The sequence below is a fragment of the Cryobacterium sp. TS_SC_7 genome (assembly GCF_056156285.1).
The window spans coordinates 2,803,118-2,829,159 of the sequence record NZ_CM149589.1 but is presented as its reverse complement, the minus strand read 5'-3'; the positions used below and the strand labels follow the sequence as shown (position 1 = coordinate 2,829,159).

The window sequence follows — 26,042 nt, the reverse complement described above, 5'->3', positions numbered from 1 at the left end:
GTTTCGAAAGGGGTTTCGACAGGGGTTTCGACAGGGGTTTCGACAAGCTCAACCACCGGGTTTCGACAGGCTCAACCACCGGCGGCTGAACACACGCTGCGCAATGCCGGGACGGGCGCGGTGGATCGACATGACGACGATCACGACGATCGCCGTCATGATGGCCACCCTGGTGAGGGGAATCGACGGCACCAGCAGGCGCAGCGTGAGTGCCATCGGCACGAGGAGCCACTCCCAGCGTCCGCTGAGGGCGATGAACGGCAGCAGCAGCAGGGCGTACCAGGAGTAGCGGGGGCTCAGAATGAGCAGCGCGCTTCCGATCATGACGAGCTGACCCAGCCAGGGCTGGTCGGGGTCCGTCTTCCAGATCACGAACACGGCAATGACGGTGAGCAGCACCCCGGCGACGATGACGGCGGAACCTCCCGGAGCGATCAGCGAGAGCAGGGCGAAGCGGGTGCCGTCCTCGTACCCTTCCTCGGAGAGGTAGCCGGGCAGATAGCCGAGCACCCCGATGCCGGTGGTCAGCACATACGGCACGTACAGCAGGAGGAACGTCGCCACGGCGGCCACGGTCACCTTCCAGCCCTGGCGGCGCAGCATCGCCGGGGCCGCGAGCACGGGAATCAGCTTGGTCGCGATCGCGGCGCCGAGCGCAATCCCGCCGGTCCAGTAGCGCCGGCCGGTGACCAGGAACACGGCCGCCAGCGTGAAGACCACCCCGAGCATGTCCACGTGGGAGTTGGTGACCGCCTCCGTGGCCACGAGCGGGCACCAGGCCCACAGCGCGACGAACCGCTGGTCGATGCCACGACGGCGCATCCCGACCAGAAGCATCACGGTCGTGCCGACGCTGAGCAGGAGGCCCGTGAATTGGAGCGGCCAGTATTCGGCCTCCGGGCCGGTCAGTACGCGCACTCCGGCGAAGAAGATCTCGGCCGCCGGCGGATAGATCGTGGGCACGCCGGTACGATTCAGCGCCGAACAGAGCAGATCCCCGGACTGCGTCTTCTGCGCGGTCTGGATGCGTTCGCCGACGCATTCGAGATCACCGGACTCGGTCAGCTCCGGTGCCGGGAACAACCAGTCCGGGCGCAGGTCATCGAGCCGGTCGTCGGCCGGTGTGTAGGCATACGGCGAAATGCCCGCGGTGGCGACGATGCCGTCCCAGGCGTAGCGCGCGGAATCCGTGCTGGTGTTGGGCGGCCCGACCATGGCCGCGGCCCCGATCCCGACCGACCCGGCCAGAATCAGCACGACCACGGCCCGGCCCCGCACCCCGCGCAGCGCCAGCACGGCGAGCGCGAACAGCAGCCACAATGCGGCGGTGCAGATAACGAGGGGCACGGTGTCGCGCCCCGGCTTGAACAGGTCGTAAGCGAGCACGCTGAAGGCCGTCATGGCCGCACTGGCGGCGAGAAGAAGGGAGACAACAGCGATTCGCACACTGCCATCCTGACGGACCCCGGGCAGACGTGCCCCATCGACCCGGGTGGGCGTCACCGGACCGTAAGGATTACGCCGCCTTCCGGGGCCGCCCGGATGATGCAATGGATCCATGAGGCGAATGATGTACGAGGCACAGCGCGCGCTGGCCTCCCCGGTGCGCAATCCCCGGATGGCGGTCGTGATCGGCCGCCTGCTCGGCGTCGCGTTCATCCTCTGCTTCGGAACCGGCCTGTACAGCCACTTCCTGCAGGAGCCGCTGGCGTGGATGCGGTTTCCCACCCGGCCCGCCCAGCTGTACCAGTTCACCCAGGGCACCCACATCGTGGCCGGCATCGCATGCTTCCCGCTGCTGCTGGCCAAGCTCTACATCGTCTTCCCCGATCTGTTCCAGTCCCCGCCGGTGAAGTCGTTCCTGCACCTGCTCGAGCGCGCATCGATCGCCCTGTTCGTGGGCGCATCCCTGGTGCAGATCACCATCGGGCTGCTCAACACCTATCAGTGGTACCCGTGGCCCTTCCCGTTCCGTGAGGTGCACTACGCCCTCGGCTGGGTGCTGGTGGGACTGCTCGTGCTGCACATCGGCATCAAGCTGCCGACCATCACCCGGTACTGGACCCGGGAAGCCGACACCGAGCGGGGTGACACCGAGCGGGGTGACACCGAGCATGAGGCAACGGATGCCGCGGGCGAGGTCACAACGGACGTGGACGCCGAGCAGACCGTCCGCCGTGACGCGGCCAAGGGAGAGGCCGTGCGACTCTGGGGCAGCCGGCGACCGTCCGGAGTGACGGGCCGGGTGATCGCCTGGATCGACGACACCCCCACCGCGCAGAAGCCGGCCCCGACGCCGGCCGTGAGCCGCCGGGGCTTCCTCACCACCGTCGGAATCGCCTGTGCCGCCGTCGTGGGGCTGACTGCCGGCCAGACCTTCGCCCCGCTCGACGCGCTGAACGTGTTCGGTCCGCGCAAGAAGGGCGTGGGGCAGCAGGGCGTGCCGGTGAACCGCACCGCCGAAGAGGCGAAGGTCACCGCGAGCGCCACCGCCGCCGGCTGGGTGCTCACCCTCGCTGCCGGCGAAGCGCAGCGCAGCTTCAGCCGCACCGAGCTCGAGGCCATGCCGCAGACCGAGGTGGAACTGCCCATCGCCTGCGTCGAGGGCTGGAGCCAGCTTGCGGTCTGGCGCGGGGTTCGCCTGTCGCACCTGGCCGATCTGGTCGATGCTGACCCCGGCGCATCCTTTCGCCTGATCAGCCTGGAGGAGCGCGGCAGTTTCAAGAAGACCGAGATGGGGCCGGAGTACGTGCGGGACCCGCTGACGCTGGTGGCGCTCGAGCTGAACGGAGAGACTCTCGACCTTCAGCACGGCTACCCGGCGCGCATGATCGCCCCGGGACGCCCCGGGGTACTGCAAACCAAATGGCTGAGCCGGATCGAGGCGATCACCGCATGAGCAGCACAGGAACGAACACCGCCGCCGCTCTCCCCCGCGCCGCTGACGAGCGACGGATGCGCGTGGCCCGCACCGTGCTGATCCTGATCGGCACCGCCGGGCTCCTGTTCGGCCTCTACGTGCTGTTCGACACCGTGCGGGTGAACCGTCTGCCCGGGGTGGCACTGTGGATCGGCGCGGCAATCGTGCTGCATGACGCCGTGGTGGCGCCCCTGGTCTTCTTCGGCGGTCTTCTGCTGCGCCGGGCGGGACGACGGGTCGCCGGCCTGATCGTGCTGGTGGTTCAGGGCGCCATCGTGGTCGGCTCGATCATGACACTGATCGTGGTGCCCGCGATCGTCGCCCAAAGCCTCACCCCGAACAACCCGAGCATCCTGCCGCTCGACTACGGCCGCAACCTGTCCCTGTTCTGGCTCGGCGTTGCCCTGGTGGCGACGGCGGCGTCAGCCCTGCTCTACGCGCGGAGCAGACGCGCGAACCAGCGGCCGTCCAGCCGCCAGTCCTGAGCCACGACGAGTCCGGCCGCGCCGGCACGGTCGCGAAGCCCGTTGATGCCGATTTCCGCCCAGGGGAACACGGCGCTCTGGAGCCCGGTTGAGTCCTCGATCGTGCCGAGGTAGCTGTCGTCCCTGGCCGCATCGTGGCTCAGCTCGACCAGAAGCACGCCGTCCGGCGCCAGCAGTTCGGCGCAGCGAGCGAGGAGAGCGGATGCGTCGCCGCCGATTCCGATGTTGCCGTCCACCAGCAGCGCCGCCGCCCAGTCGCCCTCCCGCGGCAACGGGTCGAACACGCTGCCCTGCAGCACGCTGAGGCCGGCGTCGGCAGCCATCCGAACCGCCGTCGCCGAGACGTCGAGTCCGAGCGCGGTCAGGCCGCGGCCCATGGCCGCTCGCACCATCCGCCCGGGACCGCAGCCGATGTCGAGCACCGGTCCGGTGATTCCGTCGAGCAGGCGGAGGTCGGTGTCGTCGGCGTCCGCGCTCCACCGGCCGGCGTCGATCGTGGCCGGTTCGCCGGAGACCGCGCGGCGAAGGTAGAGCACGTTGTCGGAGTTCCGCAGGGCGGCGGCGTAGGGTTCCGCACCGCCCGCGCCGAAGGTGGTCGGTTCGGGGGTCCACTCTCCCGCGAGTCGTGCGGCCAGCGCCGTCATCGCGGGCCGTCCGTCGCGCTCGGCGCCATCATGGCCGCCAGGGCCCTGGCGAATCCGCCGTGGGGTGCGATCTGCGCGACCCGGTGGGCGTCGTCGATGGTGTCCACGTCGGTGAGCGTCGGCAGCAGGCTCACCCGGAGCCCGGCATCCGTCAACCGTTTCAGCTGACGCGCGCCCGTGTCACTGCGAGACATCGGCACGCCCCGGAGCAGGTCACCGGTCGGGTCGTTCAGGCCCAGGGTCCAGAAACCGCCGTCGTTCGCGAAGCCGAACCAGGCATCCACGTCGTCGGTCCAGTCGGTGAACACGGGTTCGAGCAGGGACTTCGTCAGCTGCGGTGTGTCCATACCGACCAGCACGGTCGGGCCCTCGCAGGCGTCGAACACGGCAGCCAGCCGCAGATCGAGCGTGCCTTCGGCCTGGGGCAGGATCTCGTAGCCGGCCGCGGCGCGCGGCGGAATGACCCCGTCGAAGGCCAGGATGCGACGGCTCGCCGGCAGGGAGGCGAGCGCACCGAGGGTGTCGTCGAGGCTGGCCGCCGCCAGTTCGGCAGCCTGCTCGAGACTCAGCGGCGGGTGCAGCCGGGTCTTCACCCGGCCGGGAAGGCATTCCTTGGCGATCACCACGATGGTCGTCATCGGTTCGTCTCCCGAAGGAGGGCGGACATGTCCTTGACCGCGGTGAGGGTTCCGCGCACGGTGCCGGTCACCTTGCTGCGACCGACCCGCGGGGCATAGGAGGTGTCCACCTCGAGGATGCGCCAGTTCGCCTCCGCCGCCTTCAGGAACATTTCCAGCGGATAGCCGCTGCGGCGGTCCCGGAGGTCGAGGTTCAGCAGGTCGGTGCGGCGCGCGGCGCGCATGGGGCCGAGGTCATGGATTTTCACACCTGTTATTCGGCGCAGACGCCAGGACAGACTGGAATTGGCCATGCGGGCGTGCAGCGGCCAGGATCGAGCGATCGCGGGACGGCGGCGACCCAGCACGAGATCGGCTGTCCCGTGCGATACCGGTCCCACCAGCGCCGGCAGCTCGGCCGGGTCCATGGAGGCGTCGGCGTCGCAGAACGCGACGATCGGCGCGGTGGCGGCCAGCAGGCCCGCATGTGCGGCGGCGCCGAACCCGCGGCGGGTTTCGGGCACGACCAGGGCTCCGGCTGCGGCTGCGATCTCCGCCGAACCGTCGGTGGAGCCGTTGTCGACGACGATGGCCCGATACCCCTCCGGCAGGCGCGACAGCACCCAGGGCAGGGCGCCGGCCTCGTTCAGGCACGGCAGCACGAGGTCAACCTGGACAGGCGTGGTCACGCGCGGTCCTCGGGGATCGGAGTCATGATTCGACACTATGGGGGCCGGACCGGCCGAAACAACCGAAGAGATTACGGACTGAGGAAGGATTGCCGCCGCGGGCCCCGACCTGCCCTCTGTGCCGCCCGCGGCTCTATCCTGAAGTCGTGCCTTCTTCCCAGCTCCCGGGCGATTCGCGCCCGACCGCCGACCTCCGCGTCCTCGTCGTCGACGACGACCCGACGGTGTCCGAAGTCGTCTGCCGCTACCTCCGGGCCGCCGGGTTTCTGGTCGATGAGGCGTCGGACGGTCAGGCGGCACTCGATATGGCGGAGCGGCTTCGACCGGATCTCGTCGTGCTCGACCGGATGCTGCCGCTCCGGGACGGGATCGAGGTGTGCCGTCGCATCCGTGGCGACTGGGAGATTCCGGTGATCATGCTGACCGCCCTCAACCAGGAGGACGACCGCATCGACGGCCTCGAAGCCGGCGCCGACGATTACCTCACCAAACCGTTCTCTCCCCGCGAACTCGTACTGCGGGTGCAGTCGGTGCTGCGCCGCAGCGTCTCCGCGGTGGTGCCGGCCGGCCTGATCACGGTCGGCGAGTTCAGCCTCGACGCCCGGGCGCACGAGGTGCGGCTGTGCGGCGATCCGTTGGTGCTCACCACTCGCGAATTCGACCTGCTGGCCTATCTGATCGGACGCCCGCACGAGGTACTCAGCCGGGAGGACCTGCTCCGCTCCGTCTGGGGCTGGGAATTCGGTGACCTGTCCACGGTGACCGTGCACGTGCGCCGGCTACGCGAGAAGATCGAGGCCGACCCGGCCCAGCCACGGATGCTGAACACGGTCTGGGGGGTCGGCTACCGGTTCGACCCGGTACCCCTGACGCTCGCGGGGCGGCCGTCATGAGCCCGGACGTGCTCCTCGCGGTGTCGCTGTTCGCGCTGGCCTGCGCGGTGATCGTGGGGGCCGCCGGCCTGCTCGTGCTCCGGCTGCTCGCCCGCTCATCGCTCGTGTTGCAGCTGATGGTCGTCGCCCTCGCCACCGTGGTGTCGGTCGTCGGCGGGATGGCGGCGGCGGCCTCGCAGATGTATGTGTCCCGGCATGACCTCACGGTCTTCTACTCGGTGGCCGGTGTCGCCGGACTGGTGTCGCTGGCGATGGCCGCGGTGCTCGGCCGCCAGCTCGCTCGCGACAGCCGCACCCTGCGTTCGGCCGCGGCCAGCATCGGACGCGGGGAACGCGTCGCGGCTACCGACCGGCACAGCAACAACGAGTTCACGGCGCTGGCCGGCGAGCTGGCCGCGACCGGGGAACGTCTGGCCGAATCCCGCGCCCGCGAGAACCAGATCGAGGAGTCACGGCGCGAACTGATCACCTGGATCTCGCACGACCTGCGCACGCCGCTCGCGGGCATCCGGGCCATGGCCGAAGCCCTCGAAGACGGGATGGTCGAGGACCCGCACCGGTATTACACGCAGATGCGCGGGCAGGTGGACCGGCTCACGGGCATGGTCGACGACCTGTTCGAGCTGTCGAAGATCCACTCGGGCACCCTGCGCCTGACCCTGCAGCCGGTGTCGCTGTACGACCTGATCAGCGACGCGGTGGCCGGGCTCTCGCCGATCGCCCAGGCCAAGTCGCTCGATCTGCGTTTCGCCGGGGAGACCGGCCTGACCATCCTCGCCGACCCGCGCGAACTCTCCCGCGTGGTCGGCAATCTCGTGATGAATGCGATCCAGCATTCGCCGGCCGGCAGCCCGATCGTGGTCTCGGTCACGGCGAGTTCCTCGTCGGGTGCCGGGTCGGGTGCCACGGCCACCGAGCACGCCGTGATTTCGGTGACGGATGCCGCGGGCGGCATCCCGGAGCGGGACCTCGGCCGGGTCTTCGAGGCCGGTTGGCGGGCGAGCGGTCCGCGCACCCCGGCGGCCGAGCCTCTGGGCAGCGGCGGTGCGGGCCTCGGCCTCGCGATCGTGCAGGGGATCGTGCGGGCGCACCACGGCGAGGTGCGGGTCTTCAACGTGGCCGACGGCTGCCGGTTCGAGGTGCTGCTGCCGCAGCATCCGCTCGTCGCCGACTGAACCCGCGCGACGAAACGGGGGTGGGCGCCGGGCGCTACCGGGTGACGGCGGCGCGCAGGGGCGCGGTCGCGAAGGAGCGCATGCCGTCGTCGAAGGAGACGGCGGGCACCCAGCCGAGCTCGCGGCGCAGCCGCTCGGACGACGCCGTGATGTGCCGCACATCGCCGAGCCGGAACTGGCCGGTCACGACGGGGGCCGGACCGTCGGTGGCCCGGCTGAGGGCCCCGGCCATCTCGCCGATGGTGTGCACGACGCCGCTGCCCACGTTGAACGGGCGGAAGGTGGACGGCTCGGCGCCCGCGGTCCAGTCGAGGGCGGCGACGTTCGCCGACGCGACGTCGGCGACGTGCACGAAGTCGCGGCGTTGGCGGCCGTCCTCGTAGACGCGGGGAGCCTCCCCGCGTTCCAGGGCCGAGCGGAACAGCGACGCGACGCCCGCGTAGGGCGTGTTCTGCGGCATCCCCGGTCCGTACACGTTGTGATAGCGGAGGGCGACGGCCCGGCCGCCGGTGGAACGGGCCCACGCCGACGCAAGGTACTCCTGCCCCAGCTTGGTGCTCGCGTAGACGTTGCGCGGGTCGAGCGGGTCGTCTTCAGACACCAGCAGCGGCTCGAGAGCCTCGCCGGTGACCTCGTCGACGGGGTCGAACACGCCCCGCAGCAGGTCGGCCTCGCGGCGGGGACCCGGCCGGGTGAAACCGTCGGGGCCGCGGTAGCTGCCCTCCCCGTAGACCACCATCGAGGAGGCCAGGACGAGCCGGTCGATGCCGGCCGACGTCATCGCGGCGAGCAGCACGGCCGTGCCGACCTCGTTGCTGTGCACATAGTCGGGGGCGTCGGCGAAGTCGACGCCGAGGCCGACCTTCGCGGCCTGGTGACAGACGACATCCGTGTCGCGGAGGGCGACGGCGACGACGGATGCGTCGGTCACGTCACCGACGATCACGTCGACACCCCCGGGAAGAACGGGAAGGCCGCCGTGCACGTCGCTGCGGAGCGAGTCGAGCACCCGCACCTGCCAGCCGTGGTCGAGGGCGCCGGCGACGATGGCGCCGCCGATGAAGCCGGCGCCGCCGGTGACGAGCAGGCGCCGGGTCACGCGCGGTGTCCGGCGGAGGCTGTGCTGCCGGCGGAGGCTGTGTTGCCGGCGGGAAGCGGCGGCCGGCCGAGCACGGCGCGCACCTGCTCCGGGTCGATCAGCTCACGCGGCGCGTACTCGTCCGGCAGGGCGCGCAGGATGCCGTCGATCGCGGCGAGGATGCGCGGCTGGGCAGCCCGCAGGCGTTCGAAGACCAGCCCGGCGGAGACCGCGTCCGGATCGGCGGCGGCGTCGTCGACGGCGGGAGCCAGCCCCGCATCGGAGTCGGTGACGAAGGACAGGTTGACGGTGCCCATGTTGAGCTCGGCAGCCAGAACGACCTCCGGGTACTGCGTCATGTTGACGGTGTGTGCCCCGACGGCGCGGTACCACAGCGATTCCGCCCGGGTCGAGAACCGCGGCCCCTGGATCACGATGCAGGTTCCGGTGGGCGCGAAGTCCTCGCCGAGAGCCTCGAGCGCCCCGATGGCCAGGCGCCGCAGGGCCGGGTCGAACGGGTCGGCGGCGGCCAGGTGCGCCACCGTCCCCTGGTCGAAGAAGGTGTCGGCGCGGGCCGAGGTGCGGTCGATGAACTGGTCCGTCACGACCAGGCGGCCCGGCGGGTATTCGGGGCTGACGCCGCCGACTGCCGACGAGGAGATCACGGCTGTGACGCCGAGCGACGCCAGCGCCCAGATATTGGCCCGGTAGTTGATCAGGTGCGGCGCCACCGAGTGGTCTCCGCCGTGCCGCGGCAGGAAGGCGACGCGTTGCCCGGCCCGCACGCCGATGGTGATCGGCGCCGAGGTCGGCCCATAGGGCGTGGCGACGTCGACGGATGCGTCGATTCCCCCGTCGAAAAGACGGTACAGACCGGACCCGCCGATGACGGCGGTTCGAACGTCAGCGATGGCCATCAACGCGGGTAGACGCGGATCGGGGCGGCCAGAGGGCCGGCCTGGCTGAGCGCGAACGCCGCGAGCAGGCCGTCTCCGGAGTAGGCCACGGAGGCCACGGTCGAGTCACCGCCGGTGACGACGTACCGCTCTGCCGCGGCGACCGCCAGGGTGGCCGCTCCGCCGGCCGGAACCGTCACCGAGAGAGGTTCGCCCTGTTCCGGGGCGACCGCGTAGGTCGCGTCCGAGCTGCCGGTGTTGACCAGGTTGAGTTGCGGCGACGGGCCGTCCGCGGTCGCCACCAGGAACTCGTCGGTGAGGGAATCCGACGACGCGAACCAGGAGAAGTCGCGGCCCGCTGAGCCCGCTGCCGAGCTCTGCGCCGCCGCCACGATCGGCTCGCTCGCGGTCAGTTTCAGCGAATAGGTGCCGGTGGCCAGTCCGGTCAGAGGCACCTCGGTGGCCACTCCGGGCTGGATGTCGACCTGGAGCGACGAACCCCCGGCCTGACCGGAGGCATCCGTCACACCGATCTGCACCGTGGCCGGCTCCGTTCCGGGCACGAGCACCCGAACGCTCGTCACGTCGTCGGCGAGGCCGCCGACCTCGGTGGCAGCATCCGCCCCGGTTCCCGCCGTCACGAGCACACCCGCGATGACCTGCGAATCGGCTGGCCCGCTCGAGACGCCGATGAGGTCGACGCCGCCGGGTTCGAGCCCGCGCACGATGCTCTGCTGGAGAGTGGCAGCCACCTGGCCGCCCTGCGACTCCATGTGCACGACGGGCGACCGGAGGTTCGGGGCCAGCCCGGCGAGGGAGACGACGCGCTGCGAGCCCGGCTGAACGAGGATGCCGGTCGAACCGGGCGCATCCACCTCGCCGGTCTCACCGAAAACGGTCAGGTCGACGGTGGCGACGACCGTGGTGGGATTGCTGAGCAGCACGAGGCTGGTACGTCCCACGTCGGTGGACCCGCCGACGAGCCAGCTGTCACCGGCCGCCTCGCCGCAGCCCGCAACGGCCAGCCCGCCCAGCGTTTCCCCGGCCGCAGTCTGGGATTGGCTGCCGGCGACCAGAGGAGCCGCCGCGGATCCCGGCGGTGTCGGCACGCGCAGGAGCAGCGGAGCGCCGGAGGTGTTCGCATTGTCGGGGGCCGCCAGGTCGGTGGCTTCCGGCTGGATCCAGTCGGCGTCGGCCGCTGCCTGCCGTGCGCCGAAGACGGCTGCGGCCGCTCCGACCGAACTCACGGACTGCGCCTGGCTGGAGTCTTCGGCCAGGGTGAGGAGCGGCCCCGGGCAGACCCGCTGCTGCTCGCTGGGCGTCGGCGACACGATCACAGACGACGGTGTCGCGTCCACGGTGGGCCAGTCGATCAGCCCGGCGGCGCCGACGGATGCGACGATGACGCCGATACCGACCAGTCCGGCCACGGCCCGCGCCCCGAAGAGGGCTGCTGCGCGTTTACTGGGCATGGTCGTGTTCCTCCGAACGGGATGCAGGGGTGCCGGGGTCTCCGGTGCTGTCGTCGGCGGCAGCGGTATCGGACGCGGCCGCTGCCGGTGCGGTGCCGGTGTCGGTGCCGGTGTCGGTGGAGGAAGGATCGGCGGGGGTGTCGTCGGACGGGGCAGCGTGGATCACGGCGTCGGGTCCGACGGGCGCCGCGGCGGGTGCATGGCCCGTTTTCTTGCGGGCTGCGGCCTTCGCGAGGCGCTTGCTCTCCTTGGTACGGGCCTTGGCTGTATTACGGATGGCGTCCCGGCTGGCCTGCCGTACCGCTTCCGGACCGGCGCCGGTCGGCAGGGACAGAAGCACGGTGGCGCCGACCACGAGAACGGCGATCAGGAAGAACACGAACCCGAGGGTGCCACCGGCGTTCGCCGGGATGGCGCCGTTCTCGGCCGTGGCGACCGGGGCATCCGTCACCTCGTACTGCCAGAGCCGTCCGAAGACCGTGTCGCCCACAGGGGCGAGCGCGGCGTTGCCGTCGAGGGCGGTTGTCGTGCGACCGAGGGTTTCGGCGGCTTCCGGGGTGGCCGATTCCGCGGCGCCGGGGCTGGTCACGGTGACGGCGGCCGGGCGGAGCAACACGAAACGGATGCCGAAGTCGGCCAGTCCCGCCGCGCCGTCGAGCCCGCTGCGCGACGCGAGATTTCCGGCCAGCGTGGCCAACTCCTCTTCGCGTGCGGACAGGGACGAGTCGGTGCTGCTGAGGGTGGACTGGGCGTTCAGGGTGGCGCCGGATCCGCGCACGATGGTGGCAAGGATTCCGCCGTCGGGCTGAGGAACGATCTGCAGGGTGCCGACGCGGGCATCCGTCTGCGCCTCAGCGCTGACGAACGCGGGCTGGGTGCGGTCGATGCCCTCGCGAACCACGCTGGTGCCGAGCGGCAGGGCCGCGACCAGGGGTGCCACCACGATCACCAGCGCGACGATCGCGGTGACGGCCGGTGCGATCGCGAAACGGCGCATCCCGCGCAACGCGAAGACCACCGCGCCGATCAGGCCGAGCCAGTAGAGGCTGAGGCCGGTACCAGCCCAGATCGCGGCCGTCTGGCCGCCGATCGCGGTGAGGTGCAGCTGGCTCGCGGCGATGGCCGTGGCCGCGCCGAGCAGGGCGGTCAGCAGTGAGAAGCTCGCACCGCGGGCGCCGGGCAGGAACAGGGCGAGCACGCCGAGCGCGGCGAGCGGCACCAGCAGTACCGGCACGAGCACGAAGGCGTCGACGCCGGGCAGGCCGAGCGTTTCGAGCAGCGGGGTCCAGCCGCCGAGCTGGCCGGTCGGGAAGCCGAGCAGCAGCTGCCACACCGACACGTCGGGTCCCGGCAGAGGCACGCCCGGGTCGGCAAGGAGGGCCAGCCAGTTGCCGCGCAGACCCTGGTCCCAGATCAGCGGCGCCGCCAGGGCGAGGGCAGGCAAGGGGATTCCGATGAACCGCATCCCGCTGCGACCGCTGACCAGCATGGCGATCAGCCAGACCACGAGGAGCGCGGGCGCGAGCGACGGGGCTGCGGCCACGATCGCGGCGAAAAGGAGGGCTGCGGAGGCGGAGGCCGACCAGGATCGGGCGGCCATGAACCCGGCGAAGAAGAGCCACGGCAGCAGCAGGTGCACGAGGATCGCGGCCGGCCGGCCTGCCGCGAGGGCGCTGAGGAAGGTGGGCGCGAGCATCCAGAGCACGGCGGCGATGGCGCGGATGGAGGCGCGCTCGGAGAGCCGGGTCGCAGCCAGCCAGGCGCCGAGGGCGGCCAGCGGCAGGGCCAGGAAGTAGAGCAGCACGAGGGAGAAGGAGGGTGCCCAGAAGGTGAGCGAGCCGATCACGGCCAGCACCGAGGCGAACGGGTCGGCGCCGCCGACGAAGCCGAGGCCGATGTCGCGCCAGCCGTAGCCGATGCTCTGCCAGAGTTCGGCGGGAGTGGAAGCGAGGGGCAGCAGACCGCCGCCGGTCAGGGTGCGGGCGCCGATCAGAGGCGCGAGGACGATGAGTCCGGCGACCAGGGCGGCGAGAACGGTCCAGGCGCCGCCGCCGGAGAGGAAGCGGATCTCGGGCACCTCAGGGTTCACACCGGTCAGGCTGGCTTCACGCCGGAGGGCCTGGCGTCGTCGCACCTCGGCCGCGGGCACGCGCAGCGACGCGATCGAACTCCATCCCAGCGTGCGGGTGGCCCCGAAGCGGCGCCGGGCTGCGCGCACCCGGAGGCCGCTGAAGGCGGTGGCGAACGCGGCCGAGTACTCGCCCGGGATGGCGCCCGGCTCCTTCTGCAGGAGCTGCACGAACGAGCGCAGCACCGCGAGGGGAACCATCGCCAGCCAGTGGAACGGGATCATCCAGCCCGGAGAGTAGACGAGGCGGCGATGCAGTTGCGCGGCCCGCATGGTGCGCAGCCTCTTGCGGCGGGCGCGGCCCCGGGAGGAACCGCTGGCGCCGGCAATACCGTCGCCGGCCGTGGCCACCTGGGCCGCGGCGACGCCGGAGACGCGGTAGCCGGCCATCCGCACCCGAACGCAGAAGTCGAGGGAGTCGTCCGCCGACGGCAGCGCCGGGTCGAAACCGCCCAGTTGCTGCCAGACGATGTGGCGCACCAGCATTCCCCCGGCACTGACGCCGAGCACATCGCTCATACCGTCATGCTGGCCCTGGTCGAGTTCGCTCTCCACCAGGGTGACGGTCGTCCCGCCGGGCGTCAGGGACTGGCCGAAGTCATGGATGTAGTCGCCGGCGTCCCAGTGCATGACCTTCGGTCCGGCCACGGCGACGGATGGTGCGATCTCGAGTTCGCCGAGCAGGGCCGCCAGTGCACCAGGCTCGGGCGCGCTGTCCTGAGCGAGGAGCCACAGCATCTCGCGGTCGGATTCCGGGGGCGCGACGACCCGGACGGCCGTGGCGATGGCCTCGCCGAAGCTGAGTGCGGCATCCGCTGAGATGTAGTGAGTCGGGCCGTAGGCAGCGAGAAGCTCCGACGTCTGGTCGGTCGAACCGCAGTCGACCATGATCACGACGTCGGGCTGGCGCGTCTGGCGGCTCAGCGCCTCGAGGGTTCTCTTGAGGTGTTTCGCGCCGTTACGGGCGACAAGGATGGCGGTGACTCTGGCATGCATATGGAGAACAGCCTAAGTGGATCGGGCCCGATACGGGGCAATGTTGAGGGCGAGCCTCGAAACCGCAGCAGATCCTGCCTAGCTGGCGCGCTTGCGCAACTTGCGGCGCTCCCGCTCGGAAAGCCCACCCCAGATGCCGAATCGTTCGTCGTTCGCCAGCGCGTACTGCAGGCACTGGGTTCGCACCTCGCACGACGAGCAAATCTTCTTGGCATCGCGGGTCGACCCGCCCTTTTCCGGAAAGAATGCCTCCGGGTCGGTCTGCGCGCAGAGCGAATCCGACTGCCACGACAAAGGATCACCGTCGCCCGCATCTGTGCGAACACCGGGTACGCCGAGACGGACCGGATCTACGAACCAGTCCTCCGGTACCCCGGCACGAGACTCTGATAGCGCCATATCGTCATCCACCCCACTGCAAAATGTGCCCCAAAATTACGCGTCAGCCCTAATTACAGCCGTGTAATTCCTTGCCGTCAAGTCGCAGATAGTAAACCCTCAATATTCGCTGGAGAGTTTCGACTCGCCCAAGAGCGCAAATCGTTCGGATTTGTTTGGTCGCCGCGGCTACCCGGTGACGGATGCCGCCTGTCGGGATTCCCAGGCGCTCCGCACCATTTCGCTCAGCGTGTGGCGCATGACCCAGTCCAGATCGCGGGCGGCAAGGTCACCGGAGGCGACGATCCGGTCGGGGTCCCCGGCGCGGCGCGGGCCGATCACGGGCTCGAAGTCGATCCCGGTCACGGCGGACACGGTCGACATGATTTCGCCCACCGACACCCCGTCGCCGCTGCCGAGGTTGTACACGGGCAGCACGGGCGTGCCGGCGTCGAGTCGGCGAGCCGCCGCGACGTGTGAGACGGCCAGGTCGGCCACGTGGATGTAGTCGCGCACGCAGGTTCCGTCGGGGGTGGCGTAGTCGTTGCCGTTGATGCTCGGTGTGCGACCCTCCATCAGGGCGTCGAAGACCAGGGGGAAGAGGTTGTGCGGGCTGGTGTCGCGCAGGTCGAGCGCACCGGAGCCGACCACATTGAAGTAGCGCAGTGCGGTGTAGCTCAGCTCGGCGGCGACGGCCTGGTCGCGCAGCAGCCACTCGCCGATCAGCTTCGACTCCCCGTAGGGGGATTCGGGGCTCTTCGGGGTGTCCTCGGTGACCAGGTCGGTGTGCGGGGTGCCGTAGACGGCCGCGCTCGAGGAGAACACCATCCGTTTGACCTGGGATTCCTGCATGGCCGACAGCAGCGTGGCCATGGCCGTGACGTTCTGCTCGTAGGTGTGCAGCGGACGTTGTACCGAGACGCCGGCGTACTTGTAACCGGCCACGTGCACAACGCCGGAGATGGTGTGCTCGGCGAACGTGCGCATCAGCAGGTCGCGGTCGAGGATCGTGCCCCGAATGAAGGGAACCCCGTCCGGCACGAAATCGGCGTGCCCGCTGGAGAGGTCGTCGATGACGACCACCTCGATGCCTTCCTTGAGGAACGCACGAACGATGTGGGAGCCGATGTAGCCGGCGCCTCCGGTGACAAGCCAAGCCATCTGAACCTCGCAAGATCTGACGGCAATAGGGCACTGCCGCCCCACAAGCCTAGCCTCCGGCAGAGGGGTCGATCCGGGATGTCGGCGCGGCCGGTCGTCGGGGACGGGAGACGGACGATGGTGCCGGGCATCCGGGCTGCCCGGGCTGCCCGGGCGCCCGTGTGGGCGAGTGGCAGCGGATGCCGCAGCGGGACCGACCGACCGCTAGCCGACGCGGCGACGGGCCCGGGTCATCCGTTCAGGGAATGGCGGGAATGCCGGCGAGGGTTTGCGCAGGTAGTCGTCCTCGAGTTCCGTCGCCGCAACCCGCGCGCGGCACTGGGCACGCTCACGTGGAGTTTGGCGGTGGTCGGGGTCCAGATCCCGTAGGACTTCAGACTGCTCAATCCGGTCAGCCACCCGCCGATCCGGAACGCCTCGATTGCCGACGGCGGCGCCCACGGCACGGAGTACCAGCCCTTGCGCACCCGGACGATCGTTCCCCGGCTCACCTCAGCGCGGAGATGACCAGCGCTCCAGCCTCGGGCGCGGAGTGTGGCGCGCTTGACGAAGAGTCCGTGGTCGACGATGTCCCTGGCGAGCGTGCGCATGGCCCGAAGCCTCGCAGCGTGGATCGACCCGCGGCGCGGCATTCGTCACCCTGTGCACAGCGCGCCGCCGTCGCAGTCTGGGGAGGTCCCGCCGTTCCCGATTGCAGGCACGCACGCATCCGAACGAACCCGACACGGCACGGCACGGCACGGATAACGAATCCGACGCAGAATTTGCTGCAGATGGCCCGGAAACCGGTGAATACCGGGTTTTCGGCCAAAATCTCCGTCGAATTGGTGAGGGGCGGGACGGGCTAGGGGGTCGTGGCCAGGAAGACGTCGCCGACACCGGCGAAGGTGAGCGTGCCCTCGTCGGGCGTGATGTAGACCGACTCGCCGCGTTTGAGGGCGACGGATGCCCCCGCACCGGCCACGAGGAATCCCCCGGCCGTGCAGATGGCGATCGCGGGTCCCGTCAGCGTGAACTGCCGCATCGGCACCCCGCCGTCAGCGCCCGACGCGGCCGCGGCCTCCGCCGCGATGTGCACCAGCACGAAGTCGTCGACGTCGGGGTGGTACTCCGAGACGCCCGGCGACGACACCACCGGCGGCAGGTACGGCACGGGCAGCGGGGTGAAGTCGAGCACCTCGAGCAGCTCGTCGACGTCGATGTGCTTGGGGCTCAGCCCGCCGCGCAACACGTTGTCCGACGAGGCCATCAGCTCCACGCCGAGGCCGGACAGGTAGGCGTGGATGTTGCCGGCCGGCAGGTACAGCACCTCACCGCGCTTCAGCGACACCCGGTTCGTCAGCAGCGAGATCACGATGCCGGGGTCACCCGGGTAGGCGCGGGCGAGATCCCGCACGGTGGCGAGTTCCAGCGGGTAGTCGAGGATCGCACCGTCTGCGGCCAGCTCGGCCGCGCTCTCGGCGAGCGCGACCACCCGTTCCACCAGCCAGGCCACCTCACCGGAGTCGCCGCCGCGACCGTCGCGGAGCAGCCAGTCCACGCAGTCGCGCAACGCGTCGTCGCCCAGCAGCCGGCGCTCGAGTGCGTCGAGCGCGCCGGGTTGCGGGTTGTCCGAGGCCACGTCCAGGGCCCGGAATTCACCCAGGATGCCGCGGATCTCGCGCAGTTCACGGAAACCGCACAGCACCTCGAACGTCTCGCTGAGGGCGAAAATGAGTTCGGGCTTGTGGAACGGGTCCCGGTAGTTGCGATCCGCCGCATCCGTCGGAATGCCTGCCGCGTTCTCCAGGACGAAGCCCGTGCGTGCGCGCTCCGACGTCGGATGCGCCTGCAGCGAGAGCGGGCTCTGGGCCGCGAGGATCTTCAGGAGGAACGGCAACCGCGGCGCGGCAGACGAGGCCGGCGCGCCGAGCGGTGCGCCCAGCGGGGCACCCAGGGCGGCCTCCGGCGACGCCGTGATCCAGTCCAGCAACGTGGCGTGGCCGCCGACCTGCGCGGGGTCCGTGATGACGCTCGGCGAACCCGGGTGCGCACCGAGCCAGAGTTCGGCTTCGGGCTTGCCCGACGGGGCGTAGCCGAGCAGACCCGCGATGGCGGTGGTCGAACCCCAGGCATAGTCCCGCGGCGAATTGGTGATGCCCACAAACATGGCGCTCTCCTGCACTCTTCGGTTTAGACCAAACTACCAACCGCTTTCAGCGCGTCGACCCGGCGATCTAGGCTGCGAAGATTCGCCGACCGCCGCAAGCGAGGCCGTCGCCACCCTGCAATGGAGCACCTGATGACCTTCGAGCTACTTCCCAGCGACTTCTACGGCTACGAGAATCTGCTGACCGATCAGGAGAAAACCGCGCTCAGCAATCTGCGCGCCTACCTCGAGTCCGACGTTCGCCCGATCGTGAACGGATGCTGGGAGCGCGCCGAGTTCCCGTCCGAGGTCGTTCGGCCGCTGGCGCAGCTCGGCGCGTACTCGTTCAGCTGGCCCGAGACTCGCCCGTTCGAGAACTCGGCGGTGTTCCGCGGCTTCGTGGCCCTCGAGATCGCGCGCGTGGACGCATCCGTCGCCACGTTCGTCGGGGTGCAGAACGGACTCGCCTGCGGCACCATCTCGGCGACGGGGTCGCAGGAGCAACGCGACGAGTGGCTGCCGCGTCTGGCGAGCGGCGAGCTCGTGGGCGCGTTCGGACTGACCGAGCCGCTCTCCGGCTCTGATGCCGCGCAGGGCCTGCGCACGACGGCCACCCGCACGGGCGACACCTGGCTGTTGAACGGCGCCAAGCGCTGGATCGGCAACGCCACCTTCTCCGACGTCACCATCATCTGGGCGAAGGACACCGCCGACGGCATGGTCAAGGGCTTCATCGTCACCACCGACACCCCCGGCTACAGCGCCACCCGGATCGAGGGCAAGATCAGCCTGCGCTCGGTGCAGAACGCCGACATCGTGCTCGAGAACGTGGTCGTGCCGGAGAAGAACCGTCTGCAGAACGCGAACTCGTTCAAGGACACCGCCAAGGTGCTGCGCCTGACCCGGGCCGAGGTGGCCTGGGCGGCCGTGGGCACGTCGATCGGCGCCTACGAGGCCGCCGTCGCCTACGCGAAGGAGCGCGTGCAGTTCGGCAAGGAGATCGGCGGGCACCAGCTCGTGCAGGACCTGCTGGTGAAGTCGCTCGGCAACATCACGGCCAGCCTGGGCATGGTGGTGCGGGTCTCGCAGATGCTCGACGAGGGCAGCCAGCGCGACGAGCACGCAGCCCTGGCCAAGCTCTACACGACGGCGCGGATGCGCGAGACGGTCGCCTGGTGCCGCGAACTCTTCGGCGGCAACGGAATCGTTCTCGACTACGACGTGGCACGTTTCTTCTCCGACGCCGAGGCCGTGTACTCCTACGAGGGCACCCGCGAGATGAACACCCTGATCGTGGGGCGCAGCATCACCGGCCAGGCCGCTTTCGTCTAGCCGAGCCGGCGACCGCGACGGATGCCGCGGCGCAGGTTGTGGAGCGCGGCGCACGCTCTAGCGTGCGCCCGCTTCCACAACCTGCGCCGCGAGGCTAGGCGAGGGTGAGGAAGAGTTTCTCCAGCTCCTCGACCGTGAGGGAGTTCTCCCCCTCCGGGTTGTCGAGGCATTCGCGCATGGCCGTGGAGACGATGACGAAACCGGCCTTGTCGAGGGCGCTCGACACGGCGGCGAGCTGAGTGACGACATCCTTGCAGCTGCCGCCGGCCTCGACGGCGGTGATGACCGCCGCGAGCTGGCCCTGGGCCCGGCGCAGCCGGTTCAGGATCTTCTTCTGGTTCTGTTCGGTCGGACCAGGGGTGATTTCGATCATGCCGGAATCCTCTCAGAGTTCGTGGCGCGGGCGGGCGTGAGACTGAGCGAGGCTTCGCCGGCCGTCCAGGTGCGGTAACCGCCGTCGAGGTTCTGCACGTCGAACCCGCTCTGGCTCAGGATGCGCGCTGCCGTGTGGCCGCGCTGGCCCACCTGGCAGTGCACGATCAGCGGGGCGTCGGGCAGTTCGTCCAGGCGGTCCCGCAGTTCGTCCAGGGGCACGTTGATGGCGCCCGGGATGTTGCCGGCCGCGAACTCCCCCGCCGAACGCACGTCCACGAGCACCGCGCCGGCGGCACGGGCGGCGGCCAGCTCGTGCCACTGCAACGCGCGGGTCGTTCCCGCGGCGAGGTTCTCGGCCACGTAGCCGAGCTGGTTGATCGGGTCCTTCGCCGACGAGTACTGCGGCGCGTAGGCCAGTTCCAGGCGGGTCAGCGCGGATGCCGTCAGCGCGCCGGTCATCGCCGTCGCCAGGATGTCGATGCGCTTGTCCACACCGCTGCCGCCGACGATCTGGGCGCCGAGGATGGCATCCGTCGCCGGGTCGATCAGGAGCTTCATCGACATGCCCTCCGCGCCGGGATAGTACGTTGCATGGGAGGCCGGGTGGGTGTGCACGACCCGGTGCGCGCGGCCGGCCCGCACGAGGCGCTTCTCGCTCCAGCCGACCATGGCCGCCGTCAGGCCGAACAGGCCGAGGATGGCGGTTCCGAGAGCCGGGGCGGCCGAGGCAGGCTCCCCGGCGATGCTGTCGGCGGTCGCCCGGCCGTGCCGGTTCGCGAGCCCGGCCATGGTGATCAGGGTGGGGCTGTCGTCGATGGCGTCGATCTTCTCGACGCCGTCGCCGACCGCATAGATCGAGGGGTCGTTGGTCTGTTGGCTGCCGTCGACCGCGATGCCGCCGCTCGCGCCGATCGTGATGCCCGCCCGGGCGGCGAGCGAGGTATCCGGGAGCACCCCGACGGAGTCGATGACGAGGTCGGCCGGAACGACGGAGCCGTCGCTGAGCTCGACTCCCCCGTCGGCGGACGCGACGACCGTCGTGTTCAGGCGCACGTCGACGCCCTGCACGAGCAGCTCGTCGAAGATCGGCGCGGCCATCTCGGCGTCGAAGGGCCCGAAGACCTGGGAGCCGAACTCGACCAGGGTCACGTGCACGCCGCGGCGCACGAGGTTCTCGACGGCCTCGAGGCCGATGAAGCCGGCGCCGATGACGACGGCGGAGGCCTGACCGGTGACTGCGGCCAGCAGTGCGGTGATGTGGTCGACGTCGTCGACCGTACGCAGGGTGCGGGTGGCCAGGCCGGAGGGGGTGATCCCCGTGCGGGCCAGGGCGCCGGCGGCCAGGATGAGGCGGTCGTAGCTCTCGACGGTCTCGGTGCCGGTCTGCGTCTGCCGCACGGTGACGGTCTTCGCGGCGCGGTCGATGGCGGTGACCTCATGGTCGACACGCACGTCGAGTCGGAACCGGGCGGACAGGGATTCGGGCGTCTGGAGCAGGAGGTTGCTCCGGTCGGTGATCACGCCGCCGACGTAGTAAGGCAGTCCACAGTTCGCGAATGAGACATAGTGTCCTCGTTCAAATACAATGATGTCAGCCGTCTCGTCCAGCCGCCGTAACCGCGTCGCCGCCGACATTCCGCCCGCAACTCCACCAACAATGATCGTTTTCATTTCGAACCTCCGGGAATAGTATACCCCAGGGGGTATAGAATGTGACCGGTGACCGCCCCGGCACGCTCTAGCCTTAGACACATGCCCGCCGTCCAGAGCCGCTTCGTCGTTCGCACCTTTGCGACGCTGGTCTTTTTCTCTGCCCTGGCCGGGCAATTCTGGCGCAGCCTGTTCGGCTGGTGGGGCTACGGCGCCATCGCCCTGGTCATCGTCGCGGGCGGCATCGTCGCCCTCGTGAAACTGAAACCCGACTGGATGTGGCCGCGGTTCCCCAAATCGCTGATCGGCTTCCTCGGTCTGGCCACCCTGTCGCTGGCCTGGTCGTTCTACCTCGGCGCCTCCCTGATCGGTGTCACCCTGCAATGGGCGACCACCGCGACCGCGCTCTTTCTGGCCCTGTGTCTGACCTGGCCGGAGCTGCTGCGCACGCTCGCTGCCGCGCTGCGCTGGATCCTGGCCCTGTCGCTCGCCTTCGAACTGATCGTGGCCGTCTTCGTCCGGCAGGCCGTGCTCCCGTTCTGGGTCGACTACAGCGGCCAGGACGTGCCGCAGTCGTTCTACTGGTCCCGCGGCATCCTGCTGCAGGGCGGCCCGATCGAAGGCATCGTCGCCAACCGCAACCTGCTCGGCTTCGTGGCGCTGATCGCCGTGATCGTGTTCGCCGTTCAGCTGGCCGCCGGCACCGTGCGGCGCGGCGCGGCCTGGGCGTGGCTGGGCACCGCGGTTCTGGTGCTCCTGCTGACCAGGTCCGCCACCGTCGTCTTCGCGGCCGCCGCCGTGGCCCTGGCCCTGCTGTTCGCCCTCTGGGCCCGTCGTCGTTCGCCCGAGGGGCGCCGGCCGGTCTATCTGGCTGCCGCGGCATCCGTCGTCGTCGGCGGCGCCGGCGTGGTGGCCCTCACCCCCTGGCTGCTCACCCTGCTCGGCAAGTCGGCGGACCTCACCGGCCGCCTCGACATCTGGCGCAGCGTAACGGAGCTGGCCGTCGAGCGCCCGGTCTTCGGGTGGGGCTGGGTGAGCTACTGGGCTCCCTGGGTCGAACCATTCCAGGGTCTGGCCGTGCGCCGGGGCGTCACCTACCTGCAGGCCCACAACGCCTGGCTGGACGTGTGGCTGCAACTGGGCATCCTCGGACTGATCGTCTTCGCCGCACTCGTCTTGTCCACGCTGTGGCGGTGCTGGTTCCTCGCGGTCGACCGGCCGCGGCGCGGGCTCGCCGACACGGAACCGTTCGCGGCCTCCGCCCTGCTGCCGCTGCTGCTGCTGGTGGCGCTGCTCGCCCAGAGCCTGGCCGAGAGCCGCATCCTGATCGAATCAGGCTGGCTGCTGCTGGTCGTGCTCGCCGTGACCACGAAGCGCCAACAGGCCACCAACGCACGGATGCCGTAGGCGTAGCGTGGAGACCACATGATCTACCGCGCGAATCCCCCCGCCGTGCCGGCCCCGCTCTCGCGGCTGTTCGCCTCGCCCCGGTTCGCGTCCGCGCTGACACTGGTCATCATCGGCTTCGCCTTCGGGACCACCACTCTGCGCGCCCTGATCGGCCCGCCCGGCGTGGTGGGCGTGCTCGTGGGACTCGTGGTGCTGGCGGCGTTCTCGCTCACCGCCCGCCGAGCCGGAGTCGACTGGCACGGGCTCCTGCCGATTTCGATCATGGTCTTCGTGGGCTGGTGCGCCCTGTCGGTGATCTGGTCCGGCTACCCCCTGCACACCATCAGCGCCTCGCTCTATCAGCTCGCGTTCACGTTCCTGGCGATCTACATCGCCCTGGCCCGGGACACCATCCAGGTGGTGCGTGCCACCGGCGACGTGCTGCGTCTGCTGCTCGGGGTTTCGCTCGCCCTGGAGGTGCTGTCCGGCCTGCTCCTGGATCTTCCGATCGCCTTCCTGGGCATCCAGGGCAACATCGCCGACCTCGGCCCCGTTCAGGGCATCTTCGGCTCCCGCAATGTGTTCGGGCTCATCTCGCTGATCGCCGCGGTCACCTTCACGGTCGAGCTGCTCTCCCGGTCGGTTCGGCGCGGGCTCGGAATCGGTTCCGTCGCCCTCGCCGTGTTCGGCCTGCTGCTCACCCGCTCCCCCGTCATCCTCGTGGTGGCCCTGTTCGTGGGCATCGCCGCCCTGGCGCTCACCTGGCTGCGGCGCACGCCGGCGGAGAGCCGGTGGCGGCTTCAGATCAGCCTGCTCGGCGCCACCGTGCTCACCGGCATCATCGCGTTCGCGGCCCGTGGCCGCATCGTCGAACAGCTCAACGCGGGGAGCGAATTCGAGGCCCGCTACACGCTGTGGCGGGAAATGCTGCGCCTGGCCACGCTCAATCCGCTCGAAGGCTGGGGGTGGGCCGGGCTCTGGCCTGCCGACGTCACACCGTTCGGCTGGCTCAGCTTCGTCACCGAACGCCTGCAGACCTCCGGCCTGAACGCCTTCATCGACGTGTACCTCCAGGTCGGCCTGGTCGGCCTGGTCTCGTTCCTGGCGCTCGTGCTGCTGGCCTTCTGGCGGTCCTGGCTGCTGGCCTCCGACAAGCGTTCCCTGGTCTACGTGTGGTCGCCGCTGGTGCTGGTGATCCTGCTGGTCACCTCAGCGGCGGAAAGCAATGTGCTGGTGGACTTCGGCTGGCTGCTGCTGCTGATCTGCGCGGTGAAGGCAGCCCAGGGCAAGAGCTGGCGCAGCCTGCTGCAGCCCAGCCCGCGCCGCTACCCGGAGTAGCGCCGCCCTCTCCTCGCACTCATCGCACGCGGCGGGCGACAGCTCAGACCGGTTGCACCAGATCGCGCAGCACGTCCTGCAAACCCAGGCCGAAACGTCGGTAGTCGCCGGCCCGCCAGCCGGCGAAAACGGAGGCAACCCGGGCCGCGCGCAGGGCCGGCAGGGTGCTGCGCCGGCGTTCGTGGGCGGCCTTGGCGTCGATCAGGGCGAGCGCGTCGGCGGACGGTGCCGGCTGCAACTGTGCGGCGCGCGCCTGCAACGCCTGGGCTCGGGCCAGCAAACGGGCGTTGCGCGCCGTGCGCGGCGCGCGCAGCCGGCCCAGCTTGCCCGCGGCGTCGAGGCTGGAGGCGCCGATCTGGTTGCCCGCGTGCTGGCGGTAGTCCAGCAACGGCCGGGCGAGCAGATCGACCTCCCCGGTCGCGGCCGCCACCATCGCCAGCCATTCGTCGTGCACCCAGGCAGCCGGGAACGGGCGGGCCTGCGCCACCAGCCCGCGCCGCAGCATCGCGGTGGCGCCGGTGACGATGTTGCGGCGCAGCAGGAGGTCGAAGGCGTGCCCCTCATGCTCCGCGGCCTGCTCGGCGGCGGACACCCCGAGGGTGGCGAGCAGGGTGCGGCCCGTCGGACGGCCGATCTCGTCGACGAGTCGGGCATCCGTGTGCAGCAGTTGCAGGCCGGGACGGACCCGGAATTCGGCCGTCAGCAGGGACAGCCGCTCCGGGGGCCACACGTCGTCCTGGTCGCTGAGCGCGATCAACTCGCCCGTGCACGCGGCGAGCGCCTGCTCGAAGTTCGCGGTGACGCCGAGCGGCGCCGGGTTGCGCAGGACGCGCAGCGTCACGGGCTGACCCGGATGTTCGTGCTGCCAGGCCGCGACGATGCGGTCCACCGCCGCCGGTGTGCCGTCGGTGGAGCCGTCGTCGGAGACGACGATCTCGTCGGCGGGCGCGGTCTGGCCGAGGATGCTCTGCAGCTGCTCCTCGATGAATGCGAGGCCGTTGTAGGTGCAGAGGGCCACGGACACGCGCGGCGCGGATGCCCGGGGCGCGCGCGACGAGGAAGCGGTCGAGCGAGGCATCAGCGTCGCTTCAGGCCGACCGACAGGACTCCGAGAAAGAGCCCGCCCATGACCGTCTGCGAGCCCAGCATCATCAGCAGGGCCGACGGGATGGCCACCCGCACGGTGGCGCCGGCCTCCAGCTCGCCGTAACCGCCGGCCGCCCAGCCGATCAGCTGCGACACGGCGATGCCCAGGCCGATCAGGAACAGCACGACCCCGACGATCGCGCCGCTCTCGAGGCTGATGCGTTTCTCGAGCCGTTCGAAGTTGCGGCTGCGGGGGATGCGGAACCCCTCATGCTGGGCGTAGATCTTGGTGAGCAGGGCGAACAGGAAGGCCTGGTAGCCGACGACGGCCAGGGCGGCCAGGTAGATCTGACTGGAGTAGGTGAAGCCCACCTCCCCCACCACGACGGGTCCGAAACCGAGCAGCACGGTGCCGACCAGGCCGATCAGGAACGCGGAGATGCCGGGGATCAGGAACAGCCAGCGCGGGCTGAAGATGAGCAGGAACCGCAGGTGCCGCCAGCCGTCACGCCAGCTGCGCAGGTGCGGCGGCCGGCTGCGGCCGTCCTTCTTGAGCGTGGTGGGCACTTCGCTGACCCGGGAACCTCCCAGCGTGGACTTGACCACCATCTCGCTGGCGAACTCCATGCCTGAGGTCTGCAGATGCAGCGCCAGCATCGACTGGCGGTTGAAGCCGCGCAGACCGCAGTGGAAGTCCTTGATCGGGGACCGGAACAGGGAACGCCCGATCCAGGACAGCACCGGGTTGCCGAGGTACTTGTGCAGCGGCGGCATGGCGCCGGGTTCGATGCCGCCGCGGAAGCGGTTGCCCATCACCAGTTCGTCGCCCGCTCGCAACCGCTCGACGAAACCGTCGAGCTCGCTGAAGTCGTAGCTGTCGTCGGCGTCGCCCATGATCACATAGGCGCCGCGGGCGGATTCGATGCCGCCGATCAGCGCGCTGCCGTAACCCTTTTCCGCGACGTCCACAACGCGGGCCCCGTGGGCCTCGGCGATCTGCTGCGAGCCGTCGGTGCTGCCGTTGTCGGCGATCAGGACCTCACCGATGATGCCGCTGCGCCGCAGGTATCCCTGGGCCTTGTCGATGCAGATCGCGAGCGTCTCGGCCTCGTTCAGGCACGGCATCAGGATCGAGAGTTCAATGCTGTCGGTGATTGTCATGCGCGCTGCAAGTCCCGTCATTGTTGGTCTGGCCCCCTCATCGTACAGAAT

General features: G+C 70.1%; 23 protein-coding genes. 7 read left to right on the top strand and 16 right to left on the bottom strand.

Features of this window, described 5'->3' with window-relative positions:
• Nucleotides 1-48: 48 nt before the first annotated feature.
• Complete coding sequence (locus AC0J5J_RS12985) at nt 49-1,446, bottom strand: glycosyltransferase 87 family protein (RefSeq protein ID WP_474898383.1); 1,398 nt, start codon at nt 1,444-1,446, stop codon at nt 49-51.
• A 112-nt stretch (nt 1,447-1,558) separates the two neighbouring features.
• On the opposite strand from AC0J5J_RS12985, the gene AC0J5J_RS12980 reads away from it, so the two are divergent.
• Nucleotides 1,559-2,899, top strand: coding sequence for a molybdopterin-dependent oxidoreductase (locus AC0J5J_RS12980; protein WP_474898381.1), 1,341 nt, complete (start codon nt 1,559-1,561; stop codon nt 2,897-2,899).
• Nucleotides 2,896-3,405 (top strand): hypothetical protein, encoded by a 510-nt coding sequence (locus AC0J5J_RS12975; RefSeq protein WP_474898380.1) that lies wholly within the window; start codon nt 2,896-2,898, stop codon nt 3,403-3,405. Before AC0J5J_RS12980 ends, AC0J5J_RS12975 begins: the two co-directional genes overlap by 4 nt.
• On the opposite strand, the gene AC0J5J_RS12970 is transcribed toward AC0J5J_RS12975, so the two are convergent.
• The 3 genes from AC0J5J_RS12970 to AC0J5J_RS12960 are packed head-to-tail and all read right to left on the bottom strand — an operon-like array spanning nt 3,354 to nt 5,355.
• Complete coding sequence (locus AC0J5J_RS12970) at nt 3,354-4,049, bottom strand: class I SAM-dependent methyltransferase (protein WP_474898378.1); 696 nt, start codon at nt 4,047-4,049, stop codon at nt 3,354-3,356. The two genes, AC0J5J_RS12975 and AC0J5J_RS12970, sit on opposite strands and share 52 nt — an antisense overlap.
• Nucleotides 4,046-4,687, bottom strand: a complete 642-nt coding sequence (locus AC0J5J_RS12965; RefSeq protein ID WP_134424862.1) for a TIGR04282 family arsenosugar biosynthesis glycosyltransferase — start codon at nt 4,685-4,687, stop codon at nt 4,046-4,048. Before AC0J5J_RS12965 ends, AC0J5J_RS12970 begins: the two co-directional genes overlap by 4 nt.
• Nucleotides 4,684-5,355: a glycosyltransferase family 2 protein gene (locus AC0J5J_RS12960; protein WP_134424861.1), complete on the bottom strand. Its 672-nt coding sequence runs from the start codon at nt 5,353-5,355 to the stop codon at nt 4,684-4,686. The genes AC0J5J_RS12965 and AC0J5J_RS12960 overlap by 4 nt, the downstream gene beginning before the upstream one ends.
• Nucleotides 5,356-5,501: 146 nt before the next feature.
• Between AC0J5J_RS12960 and AC0J5J_RS12955 the strand changes: the two genes are divergently transcribed.
• Together AC0J5J_RS12955 and AC0J5J_RS12950 are read left to right on the top strand one after the other, a co-directional pair.
• Complete coding sequence (locus tag AC0J5J_RS12955; RefSeq protein ID WP_474898377.1) at nt 5,502-6,248, top strand: response regulator transcription factor; 747 nt, start codon at nt 5,502-5,504, stop codon at nt 6,246-6,248.
• Nucleotides 6,245-7,423, top strand: coding sequence for a sensor histidine kinase (locus tag AC0J5J_RS12950; protein WP_474898375.1), 1,179 nt, complete (start codon nt 6,245-6,247; stop codon nt 7,421-7,423). Before AC0J5J_RS12955 ends, AC0J5J_RS12950 begins: the two co-directional genes overlap by 4 nt.
• Nucleotides 7,424-7,457: 34 nt before the next feature.
• Here the strand turns inward: AC0J5J_RS12950 and AC0J5J_RS12945 are convergent, their stop codons facing one another.
• The 8 genes from AC0J5J_RS12945 to manA all read right to left on the bottom strand — a co-directional run bounded on the left by AC0J5J_RS12945 (nt 7,458) and on the right by manA (nt 17,681).
• Nucleotides 7,458-8,522 carry an NAD-dependent epimerase/dehydratase family protein gene (locus AC0J5J_RS12945; protein ID WP_474898374.1) on the bottom strand — a complete coding sequence of 355 codons (1,065 nt, stop codon included), beginning with the start codon at nt 8,520-8,522 and terminating at the stop codon, nt 7,458-7,460.
• Complete coding sequence (locus AC0J5J_RS12940) at nt 8,519-9,418, bottom strand: MTAP family purine nucleoside phosphorylase (RefSeq protein ID WP_474898372.1); 900 nt, start codon at nt 9,416-9,418, stop codon at nt 8,519-8,521. Before AC0J5J_RS12940 ends, AC0J5J_RS12945 begins: the two co-directional genes overlap by 4 nt.
• Nucleotides 9,418-10,869, bottom strand: coding sequence for a DUF5719 family protein (locus AC0J5J_RS12935; protein WP_474898370.1), 1,452 nt, complete (start codon nt 10,867-10,869; stop codon nt 9,418-9,420). Before AC0J5J_RS12935 ends, AC0J5J_RS12940 begins: the two co-directional genes overlap by 1 nt.
• A complete protein-coding gene (locus AC0J5J_RS12930; RefSeq protein ID WP_474898368.1) occupies nt 10,859-13,993 on the bottom strand; it encodes a glycosyltransferase in 3,135 nt (1,044 codons plus the stop codon). Before AC0J5J_RS12930 ends, AC0J5J_RS12935 begins: the two co-directional genes overlap by 11 nt.
• A gap of 78 nt (nt 13,994-14,071) precedes the next feature.
• The gene (locus AC0J5J_RS12925) at nt 14,072-14,392 is read right to left on the bottom strand and encodes a WhiB family transcriptional regulator (RefSeq protein WP_134424854.1); all 321 of its coding nucleotides are present in this window, start codon (nt 14,390-14,392) and stop codon (nt 14,072-14,074) included.
• 168 nt (nt 14,393-14,560) lie between these two features.
• The gene (gene galE, locus AC0J5J_RS12920) at nt 14,561-15,532 is read right to left on the bottom strand and encodes a UDP-glucose 4-epimerase GalE (protein WP_474898367.1); all 972 of its coding nucleotides are present in this window, start codon (nt 15,530-15,532) and stop codon (nt 14,561-14,563) included.
• Between the two features lie 230 nt (nt 15,533-15,762).
• Nucleotides 15,763-16,122 (bottom strand): hypothetical protein, encoded by a 360-nt coding sequence (locus AC0J5J_RS12915; protein ID WP_474898366.1) that lies wholly within the window; start codon nt 16,120-16,122, stop codon nt 15,763-15,765.
• Nucleotides 16,123-16,376: 254 nt separating this feature from the next.
• Nucleotides 16,377-17,681, bottom strand: a complete 1,305-nt coding sequence (gene manA, locus AC0J5J_RS12910) for a mannose-6-phosphate isomerase, class I (RefSeq protein ID WP_474898364.1) — start codon at nt 17,679-17,681, stop codon at nt 16,377-16,379.
• 132 nt (nt 17,682-17,813) lie between these two features.
• Between manA and AC0J5J_RS12905 the strand changes: the two genes are divergently transcribed.
• Nucleotides 17,814-18,992 carry an acyl-CoA dehydrogenase family protein gene (locus AC0J5J_RS12905; RefSeq protein WP_134424850.1) on the top strand — a complete coding sequence of 393 codons (1,179 nt, stop codon included), beginning with the start codon at nt 17,814-17,816 and terminating at the stop codon, nt 18,990-18,992.
• A gap of 94 nt (nt 18,993-19,086) precedes the next feature.
• Here the strand turns inward: AC0J5J_RS12905 and AC0J5J_RS12900 are convergent, their stop codons facing one another.
• Nucleotides 19,087-19,365 (bottom strand): metal-sensitive transcriptional regulator, encoded by a 279-nt coding sequence (locus AC0J5J_RS12900; protein ID WP_134361801.1) that lies wholly within the window; start codon nt 19,363-19,365, stop codon nt 19,087-19,089.
• Entirely contained in the window at nt 19,362-21,038 is a 1,677-nt protein-coding gene (locus AC0J5J_RS12895) for an FAD-dependent oxidoreductase (protein ID WP_474898363.1), read from the bottom strand. The genes AC0J5J_RS12900 and AC0J5J_RS12895 overlap by 4 nt, the downstream gene beginning before the upstream one ends.
• An 81-nt stretch (nt 21,039-21,119) precedes the next feature.
• On the opposite strand from AC0J5J_RS12895, the gene AC0J5J_RS12890 reads away from it, so the two are divergent.
• Nucleotides 21,120-22,424, top strand: coding sequence for an O-antigen ligase family protein (locus AC0J5J_RS12890; RefSeq protein ID WP_474898361.1), 1,305 nt, complete (start codon nt 21,120-21,122; stop codon nt 22,422-22,424).
• Between the two features lie 18 nt (nt 22,425-22,442).
• Nucleotides 22,443-23,744: an O-antigen ligase family protein gene (locus AC0J5J_RS12885; RefSeq protein ID WP_134424847.1), complete on the top strand. Its 1,302-nt coding sequence runs from the start codon at nt 22,443-22,445 to the stop codon at nt 23,742-23,744.
• A gap of 43 nt (nt 23,745-23,787) precedes the next feature.
• On the opposite strand, the gene AC0J5J_RS12880 is transcribed toward AC0J5J_RS12885, so the two are convergent.
• Both AC0J5J_RS12880 and AC0J5J_RS12875 read right to left on the bottom strand, forming a co-directional pair.
• Complete coding sequence (locus AC0J5J_RS12880) at nt 23,788-24,822, bottom strand: glycosyltransferase family 2 protein (RefSeq protein WP_134424846.1); 1,035 nt, start codon at nt 24,820-24,822, stop codon at nt 23,788-23,790.
• Nucleotides 24,822-25,991 (bottom strand): glycosyltransferase family 2 protein, encoded by a 1,170-nt coding sequence (locus AC0J5J_RS12875; RefSeq protein ID WP_474898359.1) that lies wholly within the window; start codon nt 25,989-25,991, stop codon nt 24,822-24,824. Before AC0J5J_RS12875 ends, AC0J5J_RS12880 begins: the two co-directional genes overlap by 1 nt.
• Nucleotides 25,992-26,042 lie beyond the last annotated feature (51 nt).